The organism is Pseudomonas sp. Irchel s3a12 (genome assembly GCF_900187485.1).
In the GTDB taxonomy this organism is placed as follows: Bacteria; Pseudomonadota; Gammaproteobacteria; order Pseudomonadales; family Pseudomonadaceae; genus Aquipseudomonas; species Aquipseudomonas neuropathica.
Genome location: NZ_FYDN01000008.1, coordinates 139,812 through 160,384 on the forward strand (window position 1 = coordinate 139,812; position 20,573 = coordinate 160,384).

A 20,573-nucleotide genomic window follows, 5' to 3' on the forward strand; every position below is an offset into this window, starting at 1 on the left:
ATCATCTGCCCCGCCCAAAGGTCTGATGATGGAAAACGTCCGCGCTACCGCTCGCCCCGCTGCCTGGTTGATGCTCGCCATCATTCTCGTAGCCCTCAATCTGCGTCCGTCGATGGCGGCAATCGGCCCATTACTGTCAGCCATTCGCGCTGACATCCCGCTGAACTTCAGCGTCGCGTCGCTGCTGACCATGCTGCCGGTGATGGCAATGGGGCTGGCGATGTTTTTCGGCATTGGCATCAGTCAGCGGCTGGGCGAGCAACGGACGGTTTTCCTGTCACTGCTGATCATTGGCCTGGCGACGCTGTCGCGGCTGTTCATCGAATCGGCCGCCGAAATGATCGTCAGCGCGGTGCTGGCCGGCCTCGGGATTGCACTGATTCAGGCATTGATGCCGACGCTGATCAAATCGCGCTTCGCCGACAATGTCGCGCTGTGCATGGGTCTGTATGTCACGTCGATCATGGGTGGAGCGGCCATTGCGGCCTCGTTCGCACCGCTGGTGATGCTGCAAACCGGGAGCTGGCGCGGCGGTTTGGCGATCTGGGCGATCCTGGCATTCATCGCGCTGCTGTTCTGGTGGTCGCAACGCAACCAGCTGTCCTCCACCGTAACGGCGACAGCCGGCAAGGATTCGTTCTTCAAGTATTCCCGTGCCTGGTTGCTGGCCCTCTTCTTTGGTCTGGGGACAGCGTCCTATACCTGCGTGCTGGCCTGGCTCGCGCCGTACTACGTGGAAAACGGCTGGAGCGAACAGAACGCCGGATTGCTGTTGGGTTTGCTGACGGCCATGGAGGTGATTTCCGGTCTAGTGGTTCCGGCTATCGCCAATCGCAGCCGGGATCGGCGTGTGATTCTGATGACACTACTGGCACTGATCATCGGCGGATTTTGCGGCCTGATCCTCAGCCCGCAACAATTCAGCCTGCTATGGCCATGCCTGTTGGGGCTGGGCATTGGCGGGTTGTTCCCGATGAGCCTGGTTGTCTCGCTTGATCACCTCGACAACCCGCAACGTGCCGGTGGCCTGACTGCATTTGTGCAAGGCATTGGCTATCTGATTGCTGGTCTCTCGCCGCTGATGGCTGGAATGATCCGCGATCAACTGGGCAGCTTCGAGTGGGCGTGGTGGTCGTTGACAGCGGTAATGGTGGTGATGCTGTTGATGGTGTGGCGCTTCGATCCCCGGCATTACGCGAGGCACTTTTCCTGATCGGGCTAAAGGCCTCTGGCCATCTTTCTGCGGTTTGCCCCGTGACGTCGTGTTACTAAAACTTTCTGTCCCACAACTGACTGTGAAACGTCCTACAGGGCTTTGTCCTGGCACCATCGTTCCGTTAGGATCATTCGCACACGTTTGCGCGGATTCAGCGCAAGGAGCACAGCGAGACGGAACGGATGCTGAACAGTAACTTGCTTAGAAAGCTCGACATGCAGGATCTCATGGTGTTCATCGCTGTTTATGAGCAGAGCAGCGTCACTGATGTGTCAGAAACCCTGTTCGTCAGCCAGTCCACGGTCAGTTATTGTTTGAAAAAACTGCGCACCAGTTTCGAAGACGAACTGTTTATCAACACCCGCACCGGCATGCGTCCGACCTACAAGGCCAGCACCATGTATGGCCATGTGCAGAAAATCCTCGAAAGCATCAACCTGTGCCACGCCGGTGCCCCCACGTTCGACCCGACCCGACAAGCCGTCACCTTCAATATCTGCGCCCCGGAATACTTCGAGCAACTGATCCTGCCGCGTCTGTTGAAGCGTTTCGACTTCGACGATTTGCCGGTGATGGTCAACATGCACAAGTTCGAGACCGATGTCCCGGCGGATGAGCTGCGCGACGGCAGCCTCGATCTTGTCATCAGCTTCGGCCCCAACTTCCACCGTCATCACGCTGACCTGAAATCACAAATGCTGCTGGAGGACGATCTGGTCTGCGTCTTCGACAAACGCGCCACGCCACTGGAGCCGCGCCTGAGCCTGCAGGCTTTTACCGAACGCCGGCACGTGTTCCCGACGCCATGGACATCAACCACCAACATGGTCGATGGCTGGCTGGCGCGGCAGGCGCAGAAGCGTCAGATCGTCGCGCGCTCGAACAGCTACAGCGCGGCATTGAAAATGATCACGGGGACCGACTTCATCCTCACCCTGCCCCGCCGTATCCAGCGTTTACTGACCAACGAGGCGGTGTTCAATCACTGCGAGGCGCCAAATGGCTTGCCGGGCTTTACCCTCGACATGCAATGGAGCCAGAGCGTTGATCAGGACAGCGCCAATCTGTGGTTGCGCGAGCAGGTGGTCAAGGTGTGCAGCGAACTCGAAGCGGCCTGAGTCCTACACGCCAATAGCGGTTTTGCTGTAGGACTCGCGATCCATGTCGACCAGTTCGACACACAACTGCACCTCGACACCGGCCGGCCATTCGCACAGGTCCTGCAAGACTGCCAACAGGCTTTCTGACAACTGCTTCTTGATCTGCGGCGAACGCCCGCTGAGCAGCGCCAGCTTCACATAGACGAAGGCGCGCTCGGCCATGGCGGTTCCGACCTTGAAGGTCTCGACTTTCACCGCACGGCTCTTGATATCGAACTCCGCCGCGAACTGACCAGAGCCCACTAGGGTGTTGTTGAGCCGCATCAACGCTACATCGGCGTTCAACTGCGGCAGGTTGGCGGTGTATTCCATGTGCAGGTGTGGCATTGCAGGTCCCCAGTCAGTTGGCAGAAAGGTCGTACATATAGCACATGCGGTTCACACTAAGCCCTGTAGGAGCTGTCGAGTGAAACGAGGCTGCGATCTTTTGATCTTGGGATTTGAAGATCAAAAGATCGCAGCGTGCCGCAGCTCCTACAGGGGGAGTGTTATAGCTCAGGATGGCGTCAGTGGCCGTTCGCTCATGAACTGCTCCAGCCTTGAGCGCAACCAGCGCTCGGCCGGGTCGCTGTCGACGTGGCTGAGCCAGACCATCGACAAATCCAGCGTCGGTGTTTTAAACGGAAACGGCTCCTTAAACAGCAATCCGGAAGTGGCCATGGCTGCCGCCGTGTAATCCGGCAGACTGGCGATCAGGTCGGTGCCGGCCAGTAGCGCCGGCAACGCGCTGTATTGCGGTACCGACAGCACCACTTGGCGAGTACGACCGAGTTCGGCCAGCCACTCATCGGCAAAACCACTGACGTTGGCCGTGTGCGAAACCAGTACATGGGGGCGCGCGCAATATTCATCCAGCGTCAGCGGTGTATCGCTGGCGTCGGCGCGCAGGATGCTCGGCTGAATGTGCCGCAGCAGTTTGCGCTTGGCATTGGCCGGCAGGCCCCGGGTCTGGCTGATGCCGACCGTGATATCACCCGCTGCGAGCAGATCGGGGATGCGCCAGTAATCGACGTGTTGCACCACGAACACCACGTTCGGCGCTTCCTGGCGCAACGCACGCAACAGCGGCGGCAACAGGCCGAACTCGACGTCATCGGACAGACCGATGCGAAAGGTCATGGTGCTCACGGCCGGATCGAAATCGCGGGTCAAACTCAGCGCGACCGACAATGAGTCAAGCGCGGGCTTGAGATGGCGGAAAATATCTTCGGCACGCGCTGTCGGCTCCATGCGGTGGCCGACACGGATGAACAGCGGATCATTGAGCATGGTGCGCAAGCGATTGAGCGCCGAGCTTATGGTCGGCTGGCCGAGAAACAGCTTCTCGGCCGCCCGGGTCACGTTGCGTTCGAGCATCAAGGTCTCGAACACCACCATCAGGTTGATGTCAGCCTTGCGTAGTTCATTGCGGTTCATCCATTGCCCCCTGCCCCCCGGAATACCGGCAGTGTAGAAAGCGCAGGGCCCCGCCGTCCATCGCCACGCAGCGTCAGTTCACCGTCAGGCGTTTCAAGCCCAGCGCCATGATCCGTGAATCATCATTGATGCCCAATTGTTCCGGGCTGATGGCGTCGGGCAATTGCAGCTCGATCGTCAGGCGATCGTTGTCTGCCAGATGCTGACGGATCGCAGGACTGATCGGGATCTCCAGATGATTATCCTGATGTTGCACCAGCCGCGTGCTCAGTACCTGCTCGCCATTCAAACTGACAATCACTCGCTGCGCCGGGTGTTGCGGCAAAACGAATGCCATGACCTCCAGCGCAATCGAGCGCGCCTCGGGTGACACCCGCAAGTCGACCTGCGCCTGCTGTCCCGCCGACCATGTACCCCAGTTTTCCGGGGTCGACCAACCGCTGGTCAACTGCCGGGCGGAGTAGTTGAAGATCAGCGCCTGACCGGGACGCATCAGTGCCAGCAATGACATTCGGCGTCCTTCATCAGGCACGCTCAGGCACTGCGAGCAACGCTTCCAGCCCGGCGCCAGCACCACCAGACCATCCACTCGGGTCAGCAGATCCGTTTCACTGTTGACGCTTTTGGCGGCATCGGCCAGCACGGAGTCGTCGAGGATGTACAACGAGTCGGCATCGTATTGCCCTGATTCGAGCATGTGCTGCGTTTTCTGCCGAGCCTGATCCAGCGCTGTGGAACTCATGCGTCCCAGATAAACAGCGTCGGTTTTCAGACCATGGGTCGCAGCGAAATCGGCAATCACTTGCCAGCGTTCGGACTGATTCTGTGGCATCAGACTGCGCACCTTCGAGTAATGCGCCGCCGCACTCGCCCAGAATGGATCACGCATCAGCGTTGGCCATTGTGCGGAGGGCGTCATCATTTTGCTGTTGCGCAAGCCCATCCAGCCGTTGCGTGTGTCGACAATCTGTATCGTCAATGCCAGCGCCAACAACGCGACGACGATACGTGGCCGGTAACCGCGCACCAGCAGGAACATCACCATCAGGATGAGCGCGTACAACACGGGCCAGAACATCCGCCCCGACGCGCGAAAAATATTGGCCAGTTTGAGGGCGATTTTCGGCAGCGGATAGCTGAACGTGTGCGCGCCGACACCGATCTGGTTCGATAGCGCAAACAACGATAAACCGATCAACGCCAGCAACAGCCAAGGGCGAACGCGAAGCTCATCCTTCAGCGGCTGGCGATTTCTAAGCAAGGCAATCAGCGCCAACGGCACCAGCAACAGCACACCCAACCCCGGATAATTAAAGCCTTCGTAATCGCCGCTGGCTTTTGGCAGATCCGGCAAGATGAACGACCAGCCCGCTGGATCGAGTGGCGACAACAGGTTCATCCGGTACAACCCGAAACCGCCGGATTGCCCGCCGTCGGCAATGGCAAAGTAACCGGCCTGCCAGCAACACACACTCACCACAGCAAACAGCGAAACGCCTTCAAGCAGCCCCTGACGCCGAGTCAGTTGTTGGCTGAAAGTTTTGCCGAGCAGATCTGCTACCCAGATCAGCGCCACCATCGCCAGCAGGTACGCATGCACCATCGCCGTCACCGCCAGTAACGCGCCCCAGGCCAGGCGTCGTCGAGACAGGTTCGGCAACAACGCCAGGTACAACGCCGCCAGAATCAGAAAATGCCCGGACAGGGAAAGGTGTCCGCCCATGCGCAGAAACATCGGCGGTGAAACCACCAGCAAACCGGTACCCAGCAAACGAATCAGCGGATTGCCGGTCATCAGCCCCAGCAGTTTCCAGGCGAACCAGGCTTGCAGCACGAAACACGCCAGCAGCCACAGACCGAAATACTGGAAGGTCGCCGGCAACCACGCATTGAACGGTTTGAACAGCAACGCCAGCAGCGGATTGGAGTCGGAAAAGATGATCGAACTGCCCAGCTCCAGACCATAGGAAGGGTTGAGTCCGAGCGGAAAGATCCAGGGTGAATGACGAAAATATTCCCAGCCCAGATAATGCGTCGCCGGATCGCCCTGCTCCAGCCAGGCAATGTTTTGCGGATCCAGCGCTTGCGGTCCGATCACGCAGAAAAATGCCAGAACGCCAAGCAGTAAAGGCAACACGCCCAGCGCCGGATGGTTTGGTGACGCCTTCATCGATAGGTCCAGAAATAGTGCAAGACAAAGGTGAACGCCGGAATCGTCAGCGCCACCGCAACGATGCCCAGCAGATAGTGCAGCCCGGCAACCTGCGCGGCCCAGGCAACGAACATCGCGAGGAAAAAGCCGCCCACGGACACCAGCAGAAAACGCAGCAGCGTTCGTCCGTGCAAGCGGGCAGAAAAACTCCAGGTGGTGTTAATCACGTAGGAAACCACCGTCGCCACGGCAAACGCCACGCCATTGGCCAGCGGCGGTTGCGCAGTAATGAAGTTGATGAACAGCACCGCCACCAGCGCATGCAGCACAGTGACAAACAGCCCGGTCACGGCAAAGCGCAAACCTCGCTGAATCAATGCTGTTTTTTGCGCCGAGGTCACGGTTTGCGCGCCAGCACGAACACACTCAACCCGGCCAGACGGTTGATGCCCATCAACGGCAGTTCAAGACTGCATAGCGTCTTGAGAACACCGTTCACCAGCGGATGATGACGCTTGAGCTGTGAACGCGGCGTTTGGGCTTGTGCGCCTTGCGGCAGCAAGCGCAACGCCGCAGCGATCGGAAACACCGCACCGAAATAATAGGCACCGCGCTGCACCGTCAAACCGGCATCACACGCCAAGGTTTCGAACTGCGCCAGGGTGTAGCGGCGCTTGTGCTCGAGAAAGTCATCGTGGCCACTCCACAAGAACTGGAATGCCGGTACCGTCATCAGAAACCTGCTGCCCGATGGCACTTTGTCGACGTACATCTTGAGCAGACCGAGGTCATCATCGACGTGCTCCAGCACGTCCATCAACAACACCAGATCGGCCTCGATGGTTTCGATCCCGCGACGGTAGTGCACCGGTTTGCCGGCGGTGGTCGCGCTGGAGTCGGCGGGGTAGCTGATATCCACGCACCATGCTTCGCGTGCATCGGTGTGCGTCAGCAAATGGTGGGAGAAAAATCCCGAGCCGGCGCCGACATCGAGGATTCGGCTGATGGGTGCATCTCCCAGCAAACGCCGGGTGGCGGCGGCTTTTGAGCAGTAATACCAGTGCTCGTTGATGGCGTCGCCGAGGATGTCGGTTTCCTTGAGATCCATGTGTCAGTCCTTGGGGTCATAGACGCGACGCACCAGAAAAACCGGCCGGCGTTTGGATTCGATATACGTGCGGCCCAGGTACTCACCGAGCACACCGATGCCGATCAATTGCAGTCCACCGAGAAAGGTCACGGCCACCATCAGCGAGGCATAACCGGGCAGGTCGACACCGTGAATCAGCGTGCGCACGACAATGAACATGGCGAAGGCAAAAGACACCAGCGACACCAATGCGCCGACATACGTCCAGATCCGCAACGGTTCAGTGCTGAAACTGGTGATGCCTTCCAGCGCAAAGTTCCACAGGCGCCAGCCATTGAACTTGCTCTGCCCCGCCACGCGCTCCGGGCGCTCGTAATCGACGTGGGTGGTGCGAAAGCCGACCCAGGCGAACAGGCCTTTCATGAAGCGCCGGGATTCCGGCAGGGTCAGCAAGGCATCGACCACGCAGCGATCCATCAGACGAAAATCGCCGACATTCTCGGGCAAAGGCTGTTCGGCGATCTTGTTGTGCAGGCGGTAGAACCAGTGCGCTGATGTCTGCTTGGCCCAGGTGTCGCTGCGACGGCTGATGCGATGACCGAGCACCACTTCAAAGCCTTCTCGCCAGCGCTCGATCATCTGCACAATGACCTCGGGCGGGTCTTGCAGATCAGCGTCGATCGGCACCACGATCTGCCCGGTCGCGATCTGCAAACCGGCGGACAACGCTGCTTCTTTGCCGAAGTTGCGGCTCAAATCGACGATACGCAGACGCGCATCGTCCCGCTGATGTTCAAGCAGGCGCTCAAGCGTGGCATCGGTACTGCCGTCGTTGACGAACACCAGTTCAAGGTCGATCAACGCCTGCGTCTGAAAGACTTGATTGATTCGCCGCAGAAACGTGTCGAGGCTGTCCTCTTCGTTAAAAACGGGGACCACCAGCGATAACGTCACCAGCCCGGCCTGTTGCTTTCCGTGCTCAATCAAAGGAGTGCTCTTCTTATAGTGTTTGTCGGTCACCGAACAATATTCGACGCCATGAGCCGTCCCGTATTAAGCAGCAGCGTCGACGGTGTTGCAAGGATCAGACGGCGTCATTTTGGCCAATCCACAGGCCTATTGCTGCGCTCTAGCCCGCGTCCTTCAGAAACATCCGCGAACGATTGGAAACAAATGTCCGATAGCCAAAAAAAGCGTCTGCGCTAGGCTTGCGAGCATGCGCCACACCGGCTGTCGCACAATGAATCGCATGGAGCGAACTGAATGTATTTCGAGATTTACAGGCAATCCAGAGGCACCCCGAGCACCGGCAAAGGACAATGGCGCTGGAGATTGCGGGCGGGTAACCACGAGACCATCGCCAGTGGCGAGTCGTATGTGAACAAGGCGGATTGCATGCACGTGATCGGGTTGATCAAGGCTGTGCAGGGGGAGACGCCGGTCAAGGAGATCTAGCCGCTCTGCACGGTCCAGCAGATATGAAAAAGCCCCACAGTTTTAAGGCTGTGAGGCTTTTTTCCGAGCCGGTAGCAAAAGACCTGAATGCAGTCAGCGCAACCCAGGCTTCATCTTCAGTCCGCCAGCCAGGCGTTTCGCCACGCCAACAGATGTTCGTCCTTGAGCATCCACTGATTGAGTACAACGCTGCGCAGGGCGTCTCCAGCCTTGGCGCTGGCATCGGGCTCAGCCAGATGTTCGCGAATAGCGGCAATCCAGTCTTGCGAACGGTTCCTGACCCTCGTCACCGGGAAATCACCACGATAACAAGGGATGTCCGAGCAGATCACGGGGAAACCACAGGCGCCATATTCCAACAAGCGCAAATTGCTTTTGCAGGCGTTGAAAAAGTTGTCTTTCAGAGGTGCCAAAGCCAGGTCGAGGTTCAGCTCAGCCAGTCTTTGCGGGTATTTTTCGATACTCACCCCCCTATGGAACTCATGGACATAGGGACGCAGTGCTGGTGGGCACATCCCCATGAACACCCATTCAACTTCTCCTTCCAGCGCACGAACCACTTCGGCAAGGACTTGCAGATCGGCGCTGTGACTCGAGCCGCCGGCCCAGCCAACCCGAGGCTTGCGGCCTTGTTGGCGCTGGCTGGTCAGGTCGCTCCACCAATGGCTCGGCAGACGGTTTTCCATCACCCGGATGTCGGCATTGAACCCCTTCAGCGCATTGGCCAGCGGCTCGGTAGACACCACCAACCGATCGCACAGCCCTACGGCTTTCTTCAAGCGTTTGGTGATGTCTTTGGGCAGCAATTCGTGGTTCAAGTTGCCAGCGGGCACGTCAAGAATATAGTCATCCAGCTCGTAAATCTTGAACGCCCTGGAGAATGCCTTGGTGTCCTGCATGTACTCCAGATGAGGCGTTGTGTGCTGTCCCTGGAAAATGATCGTGTCCGGCGCAATGCGCTCCAGTTCTGTCGGTTGCAGTCCCTCGTTGCTCACCGTTCCGCCGATCAGCTGCGCGGCTTTCAGGGCAGCGAAAGGCTGACGCACGCGGTAGTGTCCGCTGCCGAAAGAGTCGAGAGGGTGGCACAGCACGTGAGGCAATTCACGACTGGCAAACGGGTGCCAATCAGTGTCGGTGCGGTATTTGGAGGAGAAGCCACTACCCTCCAGGGTCAGGTTGCGGTTGTAGGCCGGATCGTTGGCGATTTGCGCAAGCCAACGCTGGTACATCACCGACTGTTCGCCCTTGAATCGTTTGCGCTTGGCTTCCTCCTTGGTCGTGTCGACGTTGTTCTGGCTCACACTGGCTTCGTGAACGAGCAGCGCATAAGGCGTCCAGACAATCAGCCGTCCAGCCTGGCCGACTTTCAGGCACAGATCCACATCGTTAAAGGAAACGGCCAGGCCGACCTCGTCCATACCCCCCACTTGCTGGTACAGCTCGGTGCTGATCATCAGGCAGGCGGCGGTGACCGCGCTGTAGTTCTGATCAAGATGCAAGCGGTGAAGGTAGCCGTTGGACTGCATTGAATCGCCGATAAACGGGTGGTCTGCAACACCACGCAACCCGAGTACCACACCTGCATGCTGAACAGTCCCGTCGAGGAATAACAGTTTAGCGCCCACTATCCCCACTTCTGGCCGCTGGGCGTGATGGAGCAGTGCACCAAGCCAGTCGCCATCAATGATCGCCGTGTCATTGTTGAGCAGCACCAGGTAATCGCCGCGGGCATGGCTGGCAGCAAAATTATTGATCGCCGAATAGTTGAACGGGTGCGGATAACGCAGGATGCGCACCTTGGGATTGTTCAACAGCTCCATACCGTTGAACCAGTCCCGGGCCTCGGCTGTTTCGCTGTTGTTGTCGACGATGATCAGTTCGTAATTCGTGTAGCTGGTTTTCTCCATGATGCTTTCGATGCAGCGCAGCAGCATCGGCAGGCAGTCCTTGGTGGGAATGAGGATCGACACCAGCGGCTGTTCCGCATGTTGGTAGACCACACGATTAGCCATTGGCAAAGGTCCGGCCAGCAGCTCATGCGCCACGCCCAGGCGCTGCAAGTGCGCCCCGACGATGGCTGCCGAGTTCACGATGACTTGCGGTTCACCGAGCCACTGAGGGAAATTGATGGCCTGATGCACCAGCACATCCGCGAGGTGCCCGACAGTGCCCAGACCGTGAGTTTCAATCAGCCGAAAAAGCAAATCATGGGGCGCCAGTTCGCTGAAGGCGGGATCAAAGCCGTCGGCAGACAGCGCGGCCTCGCGACTGAAAGCCAGTGCGCGGCCGACATAGGGATAACTGCGCAACATATCCAGATTCAAATCCGGCTTGAATACCGGACTCTGGCAGCCTTCAGCGGTCAGTGAGTCTTCATCGCTGTAGCATGCGCTGACACCGGGATTGAGCGCGATGCCTTCGGCGAGCAAAAGCAGCGCGTGGGGATCCAGTTCGTCTCCGCCACGCAAAAGGTACCACCAGTCAACGTCGATCTCCTGCAACAGTTCATTGAGCTGGCTCGGCCAGGATTCGGCCAACGGCAGCCAGACCAGATTATCGGCCGGCGTCACGCCTACAGGTTCGGCATTGGAGAGCACCACGATGGCCGCCGCCCGATAAAGCTGGCGGTCAATGCTTTCCAAGCTGGAACGCAACAGTCCGATATCACCCGTAGTGTCGGTCAACACCAACAACACGTCCGGTTGCCGCGGCCAGCTCGCTAGTCGCGCGGGCAAACCTTCGACCTCGACGGCGGCCAGTTGCCGACTCGCCAGCCAGCGCTGATAAAGGTCGATATTGCGCTGCTGCCGGCCAACATTCGCCAGAACGCCGAAAAACCGCTCTAACGTGTGTGCCAGGGTACCGTCGAGCTGGCCACTTTCAACTTCGAAATCGCTGCCCGTCAGTTGAATCCGCTCCAAAGGCGCAAACACTTCAATGCGCGCAAAGAACATGGTGCCGGCAAAATAATCCGCTTCGTTGATGCCCTGCGGCTCAATACCGCCACGCTCGGCCAGGGTGACAAGCAACGCGCGGTTGCTTTCGCTGAGGAATCGGGTGACGGGCACCAGGTATCGCTGAGGACCCAGCATCGGCACATGCACCGGGTCGGCAAGGTGTTCCAGCGCTCGACTGAATCGTACCGGGTCTAGCAGATCATCGAATAGTTCAACGCCCCAATCGATCGCCCCGCCCAAGTGCAGCGAACGCTTGGTGTGCAGCTTGACCAGCGTGCGGATATTGTCGGCACGCAAGAACGGCAGCACCCGCAGAAACGGCAAAACATCCCTGCCGTGATTCGGCACCCGGTATAGCGAAAAACTCAATGTGCTGGCCGTCAGTTGAGCACAGATCTCATCTTCACGACCGGCTACGCAGGTTACGTAGAGGTGCAGGCGTTCAGTCAGTTTAATCAAACGGCGCAGGATATCTTTCAGCACCTCGGGGTAATACGCATGGATAACCACGCCGACTGGCGGCTCGCCATCCTCGAACGCTGGCGGCTGCGCAACCAGCACTTCGCAGTCTTCGACGTGGGGTGCGGCGCTGCTGCCTGACCTGACGGACTGACGTTCAGAAACGCGGTGAGCACCTTGGGCTGATGGTGGAATTTTCATATTCAAACCAATTCAAATAGGGAGCGAGGCTGGAACTCGCTGGATGCGCCTTTCACGGCCGAGGTGAGCAAGTATCCACTTTAGTGAGAGCGCTGGCCTCATGACTGGACAGAGGATAAACGACGACAGGTGTGATTTGGCGGCCGATCGCTGGCCAATAATGACAGCCCCTACTCTGCGAGCGCGGCTCTAAATGGGTCGGTGAGTCCTGTGAGCGTTGTGTCTCTAATGTCGGCAGAGGCTGTGTTTACTTAAATTGCCTCTCTGCCGAGGCCCTCACCATGCACGACGCGCTTCAGCGCTATCGCAACGAATGCTGAATTCGCAGAAACAAAAAAGCCCCGTAGATTTTCATCTACGGGGCTTTTTCTATGTAATGGCGGAGAGATAGGGATTCGAACCCTAGGTACCGGTGAAGGTACAACGGATTTCGAATCCGTCCCATTCGGCCACTCTGGCATCTCTCCAACGGCGCGCATCATAACAACACTTTTACCGAAAGCAAACCCTCTTTCGAAATTTTCTTCGTGCTATCAGATGCTTGCGTCGATTAAAGCGGTACACCCAGACGATTGGCGACTTCTTCGTAGGCTTCGATAACGTCACCGAGGCCCTGACGGAAGCGGTCTTTGTCCATCTTCTTCTTAGTGTCCTTGTCCCACAGACGGCAGCCGTCCGGGCTGAACTCGTCACCGAGGACGATGGAGCCGTCGCTGAACACGCCGAACTCAAGCTTGAAGTCGACCAGCAGCAGGCCAGCGTCGTCGAACAGCTTGGTCAGGACTTCGTTGACCTTGAGCGACAGTTCTTTCATGCGCACCAGTTGCTCGGCGGTGCCCCAACCGAATGCCACGACGTGGGATTCGTTGATGAACGGGTCGCCCTTGGCGTCGTCCTTCAGGAACAGTTCGAAGGTGTAAGGATTGAGCTTCAGGCCCTCTTCGACGCCCAGACGCTTGACCAGACTACCGGCAGCGTAGTTACGCACGACGCACTCGACCGGGATCATGTCGAGTTTCTTCACCAGGACTTCATTGTCGGCCAGCAATTTGTCGAATTGGGTCGGTACGCCGGCCGCTTCGAGTTTCTGCATGATGAAGGCATTGAACTTGTTGTTGACCATGCCTTTGCGGTCGAGCTGCTCGATACGCTTGCCGTCGAACGCCGAGGTGTCGTTGCGAAACAGCAGGATCAAGCGGTCAGCGTCGTCGGTCTTGTAAACCGATTTGGCTTTGCCGCGGTAGAGTTCTTCACGTTTTTCCATGATGGGCTCCGCTTGCTAAGTAGGTGGGCTAGGCGATGTGGCGCCAGTCGAGCCCTGAATCTTGATCGGCCAGTTGCAGCCAGTCCGGGTCGCACCCGAGGGTGTCGACAAAACATTGCCGGGCCAACTGCGGCAGGTTGTTCTTGCTGCTCAGATGGGCCAGGACCAGGTGTTGCAAGCCCTGCCAGCCCAACTCGGACACCAGGAATGCCGCCTGATGGTTGTTCAAATGTCCCAGCTCGCCGCCCACCCGCTGCTTGAGAAAGTACGGGTAATGACCACGGGCCAGCATATCGCGACAGTGGTTGGACTCGATCATCAACGCATCGAGGTCCCGATAACCATCCAGCACCCGCTCGCAGTAGGAACCCAGGTCGGTCAGCAGGCCGAAGCGCCGCTGCTGGTGATCACTGAAGACGTACTGGGTCGGTTCCTGCGCATCATGGGCCACGGCAATGACCCCGATGCTCAGTGCACCGATCTGCAGTTGCTCGCCGCCGGCCAGAAAGCCTGCGGGTTCAATCGGTTTGCGCATCCCGCGCAGTGTGCCGCGACTGAGGTAGACCGGTAGATTGTAGCGCCGAGACAGTAAACCCACGCCATGCACGTGGTCGGCATGTTCGTGGGTTACGAGTATCGCGCTCAGTTGCGCCGGGGTCACACCCAGGCGCAATAGGCGTTTTTCGGTTTCCCGCAGGGAAAAACCACAATCCACCAGCACATACGTATCAGCACTGGCGATCAGCGTGCCGTTCCCTTGGCTACCGCTGCCGAGAACGGCAAAACGCATGGTTGATCAGCCCAGGTTGTCCTGAATCACGCTCAACACTTTGCGTGCCACTTCAGCCGGCGCGACGGTGTTGATGTTTTTCTCGACGGTCACCTGAATGTTCTCGCCAACCTTGCTCAGGCGAACCTGATAACGCTCGGCACGGGCTTCAACTTCTTCCTTGCTCGGCGCACTGCCGAACAGGCTGCTGAAGAAACCAGGCTTGTCGTCTTTCTTCTCGGCTTTTTCGGCCAGGTTGATGTAGTACAGGCCCAGGCTACGGTTGATGTCTTCAACGCGCCATTCGCCTTGTTCCAGTGCACGGCCAACGCTCGACCAGGCACGGTCCAGATCGTTACCGACGTTCAACACCGGGTTGCCGCTGCCGTCTTCGCTGAGGCTGACACGGCTTGGCGTATCGAAATCACGCGAGGCCAGCATCGACACCGAGCCGCCCTTCTCGGAGATCCGGCTCATGCTCGCGAGCATGTCGTCGACCAGCGCTGCGTCCAGGCCAGTGTTGACCGAACGGTTGGTGAAGGCCACATCGGCCGTGCTGCCGGCTGGACGCTCGGCGCTGACCACGTAGATTTCACTGGTGTTGCGCTGCACGCCCGGCTCGATCCGCACACGCACGCGGGTTTCGCTGTCGCTGGCGATGCCGGCTGCGCTCAGGCGCTTGGCCATGGCCGCGGACAGTTCGTCGGAATGCTGCCAGGTGGTGGTGAACTCGCCGGTCTGCGGGCGCTGTTCATCCAGACGGAAACCGTTGTCCTGGAAGAACTGCACCGCCACTGGCCAGACTTCGGCCGGTGGGTGCTGGGCCACGACCCAGCGGGAGTCACCGCTCTTCTGCAGCGAGTAATCGCTGGCATCGGCAACGGCCGACAGCGGCTGAGGACGCGGCACAATGTATTCGCCCTTCTCGGTGTCATCAGCAACGTTACGCGGGATCGGCAACAGCGGATCCAGACGCTTGGAAGTGCTGACTTCCGGTGGCAGTTGCATTGGTGCAGTCTGTTGCGCTTGCAGGTAATCGCTACCACGGTCGCGGAAATAACCTTCCGGCCCCCAGACCCATCCGCAGCCGCTGGTGCTGGAGATAATCAAGGCAAGTGCGGAAAGTCCGGCCATTCGCTTCATGCGTTGTACTTCCTCAATTAAACCAGGACGCTGCACTGGCGCAGGGCCAAGCGGAGCGTTTCGTGACAAGGTGTGCTCAGCCAGGTCAGTGGCAGGCGGATGCCTTGATGCATCAGGCCCATTTCCACCAAAGCCCACTTCACCGGAATCGGGTTGGCTTCGATGAACAGGTCTTTGTGCAGTGGCATCAGTTTTTCGTTGATCGCCCGTGCGGTGTCGGCGTCGCCCTTGAGCGCGGCCTCGCACAGATCGGCCATTTCGCGTGGCGCGACGTTGGCGGTTACAGAGATGTTGCCTTTGCCACCCAGCAGGATCAGCTCAACGGCGGTCGGATCATCGCCGGACAGCACGATGAAATCCTTGTTCACACCATCGATAATCGCTTTGGCGCGTTTCAGGTCGCCAGTGGCTTCCTTGATACCGATGATGTTCGGCACGGTGGACAGGCGAATCACGGTCTCGGCCTGCATGTCACAAGACGTGCGGCCAGGAACGTTGTAGAGAATCTGCGGAATGTCGACCGCTTCAGCAATGTGCTTGAAGTGCTGGTACAGACCTTCCTGAGTCGGCTTGTTGTAGTACGGAACCACCAGCAGGCAGGCATCGGCCCCGGCTTCCTTGGCGTTGCGGGTCAGCTCGACAGCTTCGCGGGTCGAGTTGGCGCCAGTGCCGGCGATGACCGGAATGCGCCCGGCAACCTGTTTGACCACGGCTTTGATGACGGCGATGTGTTCTTCTACATCAAGGGTTGCCGACTCGCCGGTAGTACCGACCGCGACAATGGCATGGGTGCCGTTCTTGAGATGGAAGTCCACGAGTTTGCTGAGGCTGTCCCAGTCAAGACGCCCTTGTGCATCCATGGGAGTGACCAGTGCCACCATACTGCCCGCAATCATGAAACCGCTCCTGCCGGAAAAAGAGAGCGGTAATGGTACTGGCGCCAAGATGCTTGCACAAGCGAAGTACTGCGCTGCCGCCATTCCCCTTGGCGCCGCTTTTCGCTACCCTTCAGACTTTGATCGGTACTGATCAGCTTGTACGCCGGGTTCCAGCCTCCCTTTACGGCCTCCCAGACCCCGTTCCTGCGTCGCATCGACGCGCTCCCGCTATAGTGGAGCGAGCCGCGAGCGCTTGCCGGGCCTCTTTGTACGGACAGCCAGAACAGGCACTCCCCGGTGGCCAACGCCCTTAAACCTACCGACCGCTCATCGCTTTAGGAATGCTGCATGTCCACCCCCACAGTTCGCGAACAATTCCTTGTCATCAGTGCCCTCGGCGCCAACCCCATGGAGCTGACTAACGTCCTGTGCCGCGCCAGCCATGAAAATCGCTGCGCCGTGGTTACTTCACGCCTGACTCGCCACGGCGAGTGCAGCGCTTTGGTCCTCGAGGTCTCCGGCAGTTGGGATGCCCTCGCCCGCCTGGAAGGCAGCTTGCCGGGCCTGGCCAAGAAACACGCTTTCACCGCCAACGTGGTGCGCAGCGCGCCGCTGGAAAATCGTCCGCAGGCCCTGCCGTACGTGGCGTATGTCAGCTCGGCGTATCGCCCGGACATCATCAATGAGCTGTGCCAGTTCTTCATGGATCACAACGTCGAACTGGAAAACCTGACCTGCGACACGTACCAGGCGCCGCAGACCGGCGGCACCATGCTCAACGCCACATTTACCGTGACCCTGCCCGCCGGCACCCAGATCAGCTGGCTGCGCGACCAGTTCCTCGACTTCTCCGACGCGATGAACCTGGACGCACTGATCGAGCCTTGGCGCCCACAGAACCCAATGTAAGGAAACTTTCATGGCCGTTGTCATCGACCAACCGGTTGCCGATTTCGCAGCACCTGCCACCAGCGGGCAGACTGTCAGCCTGTCTGCCCTCAAGGGCAAGCAAGTGGTGATCTATTTCTATCCGAAGGACAGCACCCCGGGTTGCACCACAGAAGGCCAGGGCTTTCGTGATCAATACGCCGCCTTCAAGACCGCCAATACCGAGATTTTCGGTATCTCCCGCGACAGCCTGAAGTCCCACGAGAACTTCAAGTGCAAGCAGGAGTTTCCGTTCGAGCTGATCAGCGACAAGGACGAAGCCGTCTGCCAATTGTTCGACGTGATCAAGCTGAAGAAGCTGTACGGCAAGGAATACCTGGGCGTAGATCGCAGCACGTTCCTTATTGATAAGGACGGTGTGCTGCGTCAGGAATGGCGTGGTGTGAAAGTGCCGGGGCATGTGGATGCTGTTTTGGCTGCTGCGCAGAATTTGAACAAGGCCTGATGTTTCTCTCGCGTTTTCTCTGACGCCATCGCTGGCAAGCCAGCTCCCACAGGTTTTGTGTGCACCGAAAACCCTGTGGGAGCTGGCTTGCCGGCGATGAGGCCTTAAGCCGCACCGAACAATCTGGATCAATCGCTACAGCAGCGGCGCCACCACCGGCTCCTTGCGCGGCCACGCATCCAGCACTGCCTTGAATAGGGTCGCCAGCGGGATCGCAAAGAACACCCCCCAGAATCCCCACAACCCGCCAAACAACAGCACTGCACAGATGATTGCCACCGGGTGCAAATTGACCGCCTCCGAGAACAGCAGCGGCACCAGCACATTGCCATCCAGTGTCTGAATGATCCCGTAGACCGCCATCAGATAAATGAACTGATCGCTCCAGCCCCACTGGAACAGCGCAATCAGCAGCACCGGCACGGTCACCACCACGGCACCGACATACGGCACCACCACCGACACACCGACCAGCAACGCCAGCAGCGCCGCATAGTTGAGTCCGAGGGCGGCAAACGCGATGTAGGTCACGCCGCCACAAATCACGATTTCGATGACCTTGCCGCGAATGTAGTTGGCAATCTGCCGGTTCATCTCCTGCGCAACCCGAGTGATCAGCGCGCGCTCACGCGGCAAGTAGCCACGCACCCATTCGCCGATCATGGCCCGGTCCTTGAGGAAGAAGAACACCAGAATCGGCACTAGTACCAGATAGATCATGATGTTCACCAGCAGCGGCAAACTCGACAGCGAGAACGTCAGCGCCCACTGGCCGAACTTGCCGATCTCGCCACGTGCCGCCTCGATCGCCTGCAACACTTGCTCATCGGACACCAGGTGCGGATAGCGTTCCGGCAGCAGCAACAGCAGCGACTGCCATTTGGCGAGCATGCCCGGCAACTCATTGAACAGCGTGATCAACTGATGCCAGAGCAGCGGCAACACCACGAGGATAAACAGCATCAGCACGCCCATGAACAGCGCGAACACCAATCCTACCGCCACACCACCCGGCACGCGCAGACGCTCGAGCGTGACCACCAGGCCCTGCATGAGATACGCCAGCACCATACCCGCCAATACCGGCGCAAGCATGCCGCCGAGGGTGAGCACGGCCGTGAAGGCGAGAAACAGCAGCACCGCCAGCACCACCGCTTCCTCATCGGAGAAATAGCGCTGAATCCAGTCGCGTAACACTTTGAACATCAATAATCCTTAGATTGTAACGCTGTCGATTTCAGGCCTTTTTCAACCAGTAACGGTAGACACCTGCTTCGTCTTCTTCGCGCAGCAGCGTATGACCGGCCAATTTGGCAAAGGTGCGAAAGTCGCGTTGCGAGCCCGCATCAGTGGCGATCACCTTGAGGACGGCGCCACTCTGAAGCTTGTTCAGCTCCATTTTCGCCTTGAGCAACGGCAACGGACAATTCAGGCCACTGGCGTCCAGTTCCACGTCATGGGCTACAGCGTCAGTCATTGCGTCACTCCGGTTCAGGTCTTCGAGCAGCCTAGAATATCTGGTCGCAGCATCGGTGTCCGGCTACAGTAAGGTCTTTGTCTTCTAAGGCTTTGTGCATGACTTTTCTGCGCCCTACCCTGCTGACGCTCGCTTGCCTGCTCGCCTCACCAGGCTTTGCCGACGATCTGCCGTCACTTGGCGACGCCAGTTCTGCCATTGTCTCGCCGCAACAGGAATACCAGCTTGGCCGCGCCTGGCTGGCGATGTTGCGCAGCCAGGTTTCACAGCTCAACGATCCGCAGCTCAAGGACTACGTCGAATCCAGCGTCTATAAGCTGGTGGAGACCAGTCAAGTCACTGACCGACGCCTTGAATTCATTCTGATCAACAGCCCGCAGCTCAACGCCTTCGCGGCGCCGGGTGGCGTGGTCGGGGTCAATGGTGGCTTGTTCCTCAATGCGCAGACCGAGGGTGAATACGCATCGGTACTGGCGCACGAACTGGCGCACTTGTCACAACGCCACTTCGCGCGCGGCGTCGAGGCATCGCAACGAATGCAGGTACCGATGATGGCCGCGCTGCTGGCCGGGATCGTCATTGCCGCAGCCGGTGGCGGTGACGCCGGTATTGCGACCATCGCCGGTACGCAGGCAGCGGCGATTCAGTCGCAACGCACCTTCTCCCGGCAGAACGAACAGGAAGCCGACCGCATCGGCATCCTCAATCTGGAAAAGGCCGGGTATGACCCGCGTTCGATGCCGACCATGTTCGAACGCCTGATGCGTCAATACCGTTTCGACGCCAAGCCACCGGAATTCCTGCTGACTCACCCGGTGACCGAATCGCGTATTGCCGACACCCGCAACCGCGCCGAACAAGCCAAACCGGGCGGCATTGAAGACTCCAAGCGCTATCAATTGATCCGCGCGCGCGTGCAGTTGATCTACGAAGAAACCCCGGGTCTGGGCGCCAAGCGTTTCCGTGCGCAGCTGGATGAAAACCCGAAGAACGATGTGGCGCGCTACGGTCTGGCGATTGCGCAGATCAAGGGTGGCCAGTTGAATGAAGCGCGCGAGAATCTCAAGCAATTGCTGGCGACGTCGCCGAACGAAATCATCTACAACCTTGCCCAAGTCGATCTGGACATCACCAATAATCGTTTGCCGGATGCACAGTCCCGTGTGGACCGGATGCTTACACAATATCCGGGCAACTATCCGCTGAATCAGGTTCGAGTGGATCTGCTGCTGAAACAGAATCGCGCGCCGGATGCCGAGAAGGCGCTGGAAGCATTACTCAAATCCCGCCCGGATGATCCGGATGTCTGGTATCAGGTCGCCGAAACCCGTGGCTTGTCGGGGAACATCATTGGCCTGCACCAGGCGCGGGCCGAGTATTTCGCGCTGGTTGGCGATTATCGCCAGGCGATCCAGCAACTCGATTTTGCCAAGCGCAAGGCTGGCAGTAACTTCCCGCTGTCTTCACGCATCGATGCCCGCCAGCGTGAGCTGATGGAACAAGAGCGGATGGTCAAGGACATGATGGGCTAAGCCTCCTGCCG

The 20,573-nt window shown here is 58.7% G+C and carries 19 protein-coding genes and 1 tRNA gene; 6 read left to right on the forward strand and 14 right to left on the reverse strand.

Annotated elements, in window-relative coordinates; genetic code table 11:
* The first annotated feature begins 28 nt into the window (after nt 1-28).
* Nucleotides 29-1,213, forward strand: a complete 1,185-nt coding sequence (locus CKW14_RS15290; RefSeq protein WP_095125576.1) for a cyanate transporter — start codon at nt 29-31, stop codon at nt 1,211-1,213.
* Nucleotides 1,214-1,398: 185 nt separating this feature from the next.
* Nucleotides 1,399-2,334: a LysR family transcriptional regulator gene (locus CKW14_RS15295; RefSeq protein WP_095049246.1), complete on the forward strand. Its 936-nt coding sequence runs from the start codon at nt 1,399-1,401 to the stop codon at nt 2,332-2,334.
* A gap of 3 nt (nt 2,335-2,337) precedes the next feature.
* Here CKW14_RS15295 and CKW14_RS15300 read toward each other — a convergent pair whose 3' ends face one another.
* The 6 genes from CKW14_RS15300 to CKW14_RS15325 form a co-directional block, all read right to left on the reverse strand.
* On the reverse strand, nt 2,338-2,703 hold the full coding sequence (locus tag CKW14_RS15300; protein WP_093438263.1) for a 5-carboxymethyl-2-hydroxymuconate Delta-isomerase: 366 nt from the start codon (nt 2,701-2,703) through the stop codon (nt 2,338-2,340).
* Between the two features lie 168 nt (nt 2,704-2,871).
* Nucleotides 2,872-3,792: a LysR substrate-binding domain-containing protein gene (locus CKW14_RS15305; protein ID WP_007911372.1), complete on the reverse strand. Its 921-nt coding sequence runs from the start codon at nt 3,790-3,792 to the stop codon at nt 2,872-2,874.
* Nucleotides 3,793-3,865: 73 nt separating this feature from the next.
* Nucleotides 3,866-5,962: a DUF6311 domain-containing protein gene (locus CKW14_RS15310; RefSeq protein WP_095049245.1), complete on the reverse strand. Its 2,097-nt coding sequence runs from the start codon at nt 5,960-5,962 to the stop codon at nt 3,866-3,868.
* Nucleotides 5,959-6,345 carry a GtrA family protein gene (locus tag CKW14_RS15315; protein WP_095125577.1) on the reverse strand — a complete coding sequence of 129 codons (387 nt, stop codon included), beginning with the start codon at nt 6,343-6,345 and terminating at the stop codon, nt 5,959-5,961. Before CKW14_RS15315 ends, CKW14_RS15310 begins: the two co-directional genes overlap by 4 nt.
* Nucleotides 6,342-7,052: a bifunctional 2-polyprenyl-6-hydroxyphenol methylase/3-demethylubiquinol 3-O-methyltransferase UbiG gene (locus CKW14_RS15320; RefSeq protein ID WP_095125578.1), complete on the reverse strand. Its 711-nt coding sequence runs from the start codon at nt 7,050-7,052 to the stop codon at nt 6,342-6,344. The genes CKW14_RS15315 and CKW14_RS15320 overlap by 4 nt, the downstream gene beginning before the upstream one ends.
* Before the next feature lie 3 nt (nt 7,053-7,055).
* Complete coding sequence (locus CKW14_RS15325) at nt 7,056-8,021, reverse strand: glycosyltransferase family 2 protein (RefSeq protein ID WP_095125579.1); 966 nt, start codon at nt 8,019-8,021, stop codon at nt 7,056-7,058.
* 276 nt (nt 8,022-8,297) lie between these two features.
* Here CKW14_RS15325 and CKW14_RS15330 point away from each other — a divergent pair, with 276 nt between their 5' ends.
* Entirely contained in the window at nt 8,298-8,489 is a 192-nt protein-coding gene (locus CKW14_RS15330) for a DUF1508 domain-containing protein (protein ID WP_095125580.1), read from the forward strand.
* A 116-nt stretch (nt 8,490-8,605) separates the two neighbouring features.
* Here CKW14_RS15330 and CKW14_RS15335 read toward each other — a convergent pair whose 3' ends face one another.
* From CKW14_RS15335 to dapA, 6 genes are all read right to left on the reverse strand, one after another.
* The gene (locus tag CKW14_RS15335; RefSeq protein ID WP_095125581.1) at nt 8,606-12,106 is read right to left on the reverse strand and encodes a glycosyltransferase; all 3,501 of its coding nucleotides are present in this window, start codon (nt 12,104-12,106) and stop codon (nt 8,606-8,608) included.
* Nucleotides 12,107-12,483: 377 nt separating this feature from the next.
* A tRNA-Ser gene (locus CKW14_RS15340) sits at nt 12,484-12,573 on the reverse strand.
* An 83-nt stretch (nt 12,574-12,656) separates the two neighbouring features.
* On the reverse strand, nt 12,657-13,370 hold the full coding sequence (gene purC, locus CKW14_RS15345; protein ID WP_007911389.1) for a phosphoribosylaminoimidazolesuccinocarboxamide synthase: 714 nt from the start codon (nt 13,368-13,370) through the stop codon (nt 12,657-12,659).
* Nucleotides 13,371-13,398: 28 nt separating this feature from the next.
* Nucleotides 13,399-14,160 carry an MBL fold metallo-hydrolase gene (locus CKW14_RS15350; protein WP_095049221.1) on the reverse strand — a complete coding sequence of 254 codons (762 nt, stop codon included), beginning with the start codon at nt 14,158-14,160 and terminating at the stop codon, nt 13,399-13,401.
* A 6-nt stretch (nt 14,161-14,166) separates the two neighbouring features.
* Nucleotides 14,167-15,282 carry an outer membrane protein assembly factor BamC gene (gene bamC / locus CKW14_RS15355; protein ID WP_093438304.1) on the reverse strand — a complete coding sequence of 372 codons (1,116 nt, stop codon included), beginning with the start codon at nt 15,280-15,282 and terminating at the stop codon, nt 14,167-14,169.
* Between the two features lie 17 nt (nt 15,283-15,299).
* Complete coding sequence (gene dapA, locus CKW14_RS15360; RefSeq protein ID WP_095049220.1) at nt 15,300-16,178, reverse strand: 4-hydroxy-tetrahydrodipicolinate synthase; 879 nt, start codon at nt 16,176-16,178, stop codon at nt 15,300-15,302.
* 330 nt (nt 16,179-16,508) lie between these two features.
* On the opposite strand from dapA, the gene CKW14_RS15370 reads away from it, so the two are divergent.
* Together CKW14_RS15370 and CKW14_RS15375 are read left to right on the forward strand one after the other, a co-directional pair.
* The gene (locus CKW14_RS15370) at nt 16,509-17,069 is read left to right on the forward strand and encodes a glycine cleavage system protein R (RefSeq protein WP_034153153.1); all 561 of its coding nucleotides are present in this window, start codon (nt 16,509-16,511) and stop codon (nt 17,067-17,069) included.
* A gap of 10 nt (nt 17,070-17,079) precedes the next feature.
* Nucleotides 17,080-17,553 carry a peroxiredoxin gene (locus tag CKW14_RS15375; protein WP_095125582.1) on the forward strand — a complete coding sequence of 158 codons (474 nt, stop codon included), beginning with the start codon at nt 17,080-17,082 and terminating at the stop codon, nt 17,551-17,553.
* Between the two features lie 135 nt (nt 17,554-17,688).
* On the opposite strand, the gene CKW14_RS15380 is transcribed toward CKW14_RS15375, so the two are convergent.
* Both CKW14_RS15380 and CKW14_RS15385 read right to left on the reverse strand, forming a co-directional pair.
* Nucleotides 17,689-18,759 carry an AI-2E family transporter gene (locus tag CKW14_RS15380; RefSeq protein WP_095049219.1) on the reverse strand — a complete coding sequence of 357 codons (1,071 nt, stop codon included), beginning with the start codon at nt 18,757-18,759 and terminating at the stop codon, nt 17,689-17,691.
* Nucleotides 18,760-18,790: 31 nt separating this feature from the next.
* Nucleotides 18,791-19,030, reverse strand: coding sequence for a sulfurtransferase TusA family protein (locus tag CKW14_RS15385; protein WP_007911399.1), 240 nt, complete (start codon nt 19,028-19,030; stop codon nt 18,791-18,793).
* A gap of 98 nt (nt 19,031-19,128) precedes the next feature.
* Between CKW14_RS15385 and CKW14_RS15390 the strand changes: the two genes are divergently transcribed.
* Nucleotides 19,129-20,562 (forward strand): M48 family metalloprotease, encoded by a 1,434-nt coding sequence (locus CKW14_RS15390; RefSeq protein ID WP_034153149.1) that lies wholly within the window; start codon nt 19,129-19,131, stop codon nt 20,560-20,562.
* Nucleotides 20,563-20,573 lie beyond the last annotated feature (11 nt).

Excerpts from the sequence above, each read along its gene's own strand:
- CKW14_RS15320 (WP_095125578.1), bottom strand. The coding sequence starts at position 7,052 with ATGGATCTCAAGGAAACCGACATCCTCGGCGACGCCATCAACGAGCAC.
- CKW14_RS15290 (WP_095125576.1), top strand. The coding sequence starts at position 29 with ATGGAAAACGTCCGCGCTACCGCTCGCCCCGCTGCCTGGTTGATGCTC.
- CKW14_RS15305 (WP_007911372.1), bottom strand. The coding sequence starts at position 3,792 with ATGAACCGCAATGAACTACGCAAGGCTGACATCAACCTGATGGTGGTG.
- CKW14_RS15300 (WP_093438263.1), bottom strand. The coding sequence starts at position 2,703 with ATGCCACACCTGCACATGGAATACACCGCCAACCTGCCGCAGTTGAAC.
- bamC (WP_093438304.1), bottom strand. The coding sequence starts at position 15,282 with ATGAAGCGAATGGCCGGACTTTCCGCACTTGCCTTGATTATCTCCAGC.
- CKW14_RS15295 (WP_095049246.1), top strand. The coding sequence starts at position 1,399 with ATGCTGAACAGTAACTTGCTTAGAAAGCTCGACATGCAGGATCTCATG.
- CKW14_RS15335 (WP_095125581.1), bottom strand. The coding sequence starts at position 12,106 with ATGAAAATTCCACCATCAGCCCAAGGTGCTCACCGCGTTTCTGAACGT.
- purC (WP_007911389.1), bottom strand. The coding sequence starts at position 13,370 with ATGGAAAAACGTGAAGAACTCTACCGCGGCAAAGCCAAATCGGTTTAC.
- CKW14_RS15385 (WP_007911399.1), bottom strand. The coding sequence starts at position 19,030 with ATGACTGACGCTGTAGCCCATGACGTGGAACTGGACGCCAGTGGCCTG.
- CKW14_RS15310 (WP_095049245.1), bottom strand. The coding sequence starts at position 5,962 with ATGAAGGCGTCACCAAACCATCCGGCGCTGGGCGTGTTGCCTTTACTG.
- CKW14_RS15380 (WP_095049219.1), bottom strand. The coding sequence starts at position 18,759 with ATGTTCAAAGTGTTACGCGACTGGATTCAGCGCTATTTCTCCGATGAG.
- CKW14_RS15330 (WP_095125580.1), top strand. The coding sequence starts at position 8,298 with ATGTATTTCGAGATTTACAGGCAATCCAGAGGCACCCCGAGCACCGGC.
- CKW14_RS15390 (WP_034153149.1), top strand. The coding sequence starts at position 19,129 with ATGACTTTTCTGCGCCCTACCCTGCTGACGCTCGCTTGCCTGCTCGCC.
- CKW14_RS15375 (WP_095125582.1), top strand. The coding sequence starts at position 17,080 with ATGGCCGTTGTCATCGACCAACCGGTTGCCGATTTCGCAGCACCTGCC.
- CKW14_RS15370 (WP_034153153.1), top strand. The coding sequence starts at position 16,509 with ATGTCCACCCCCACAGTTCGCGAACAATTCCTTGTCATCAGTGCCCTC.
- CKW14_RS15350 (WP_095049221.1), bottom strand. The coding sequence starts at position 14,160 with ATGCGTTTTGCCGTTCTCGGCAGCGGTAGCCAAGGGAACGGCACGCTG.
- dapA (WP_095049220.1), bottom strand. The coding sequence starts at position 16,178 with ATGATTGCGGGCAGTATGGTGGCACTGGTCACTCCCATGGATGCACAA.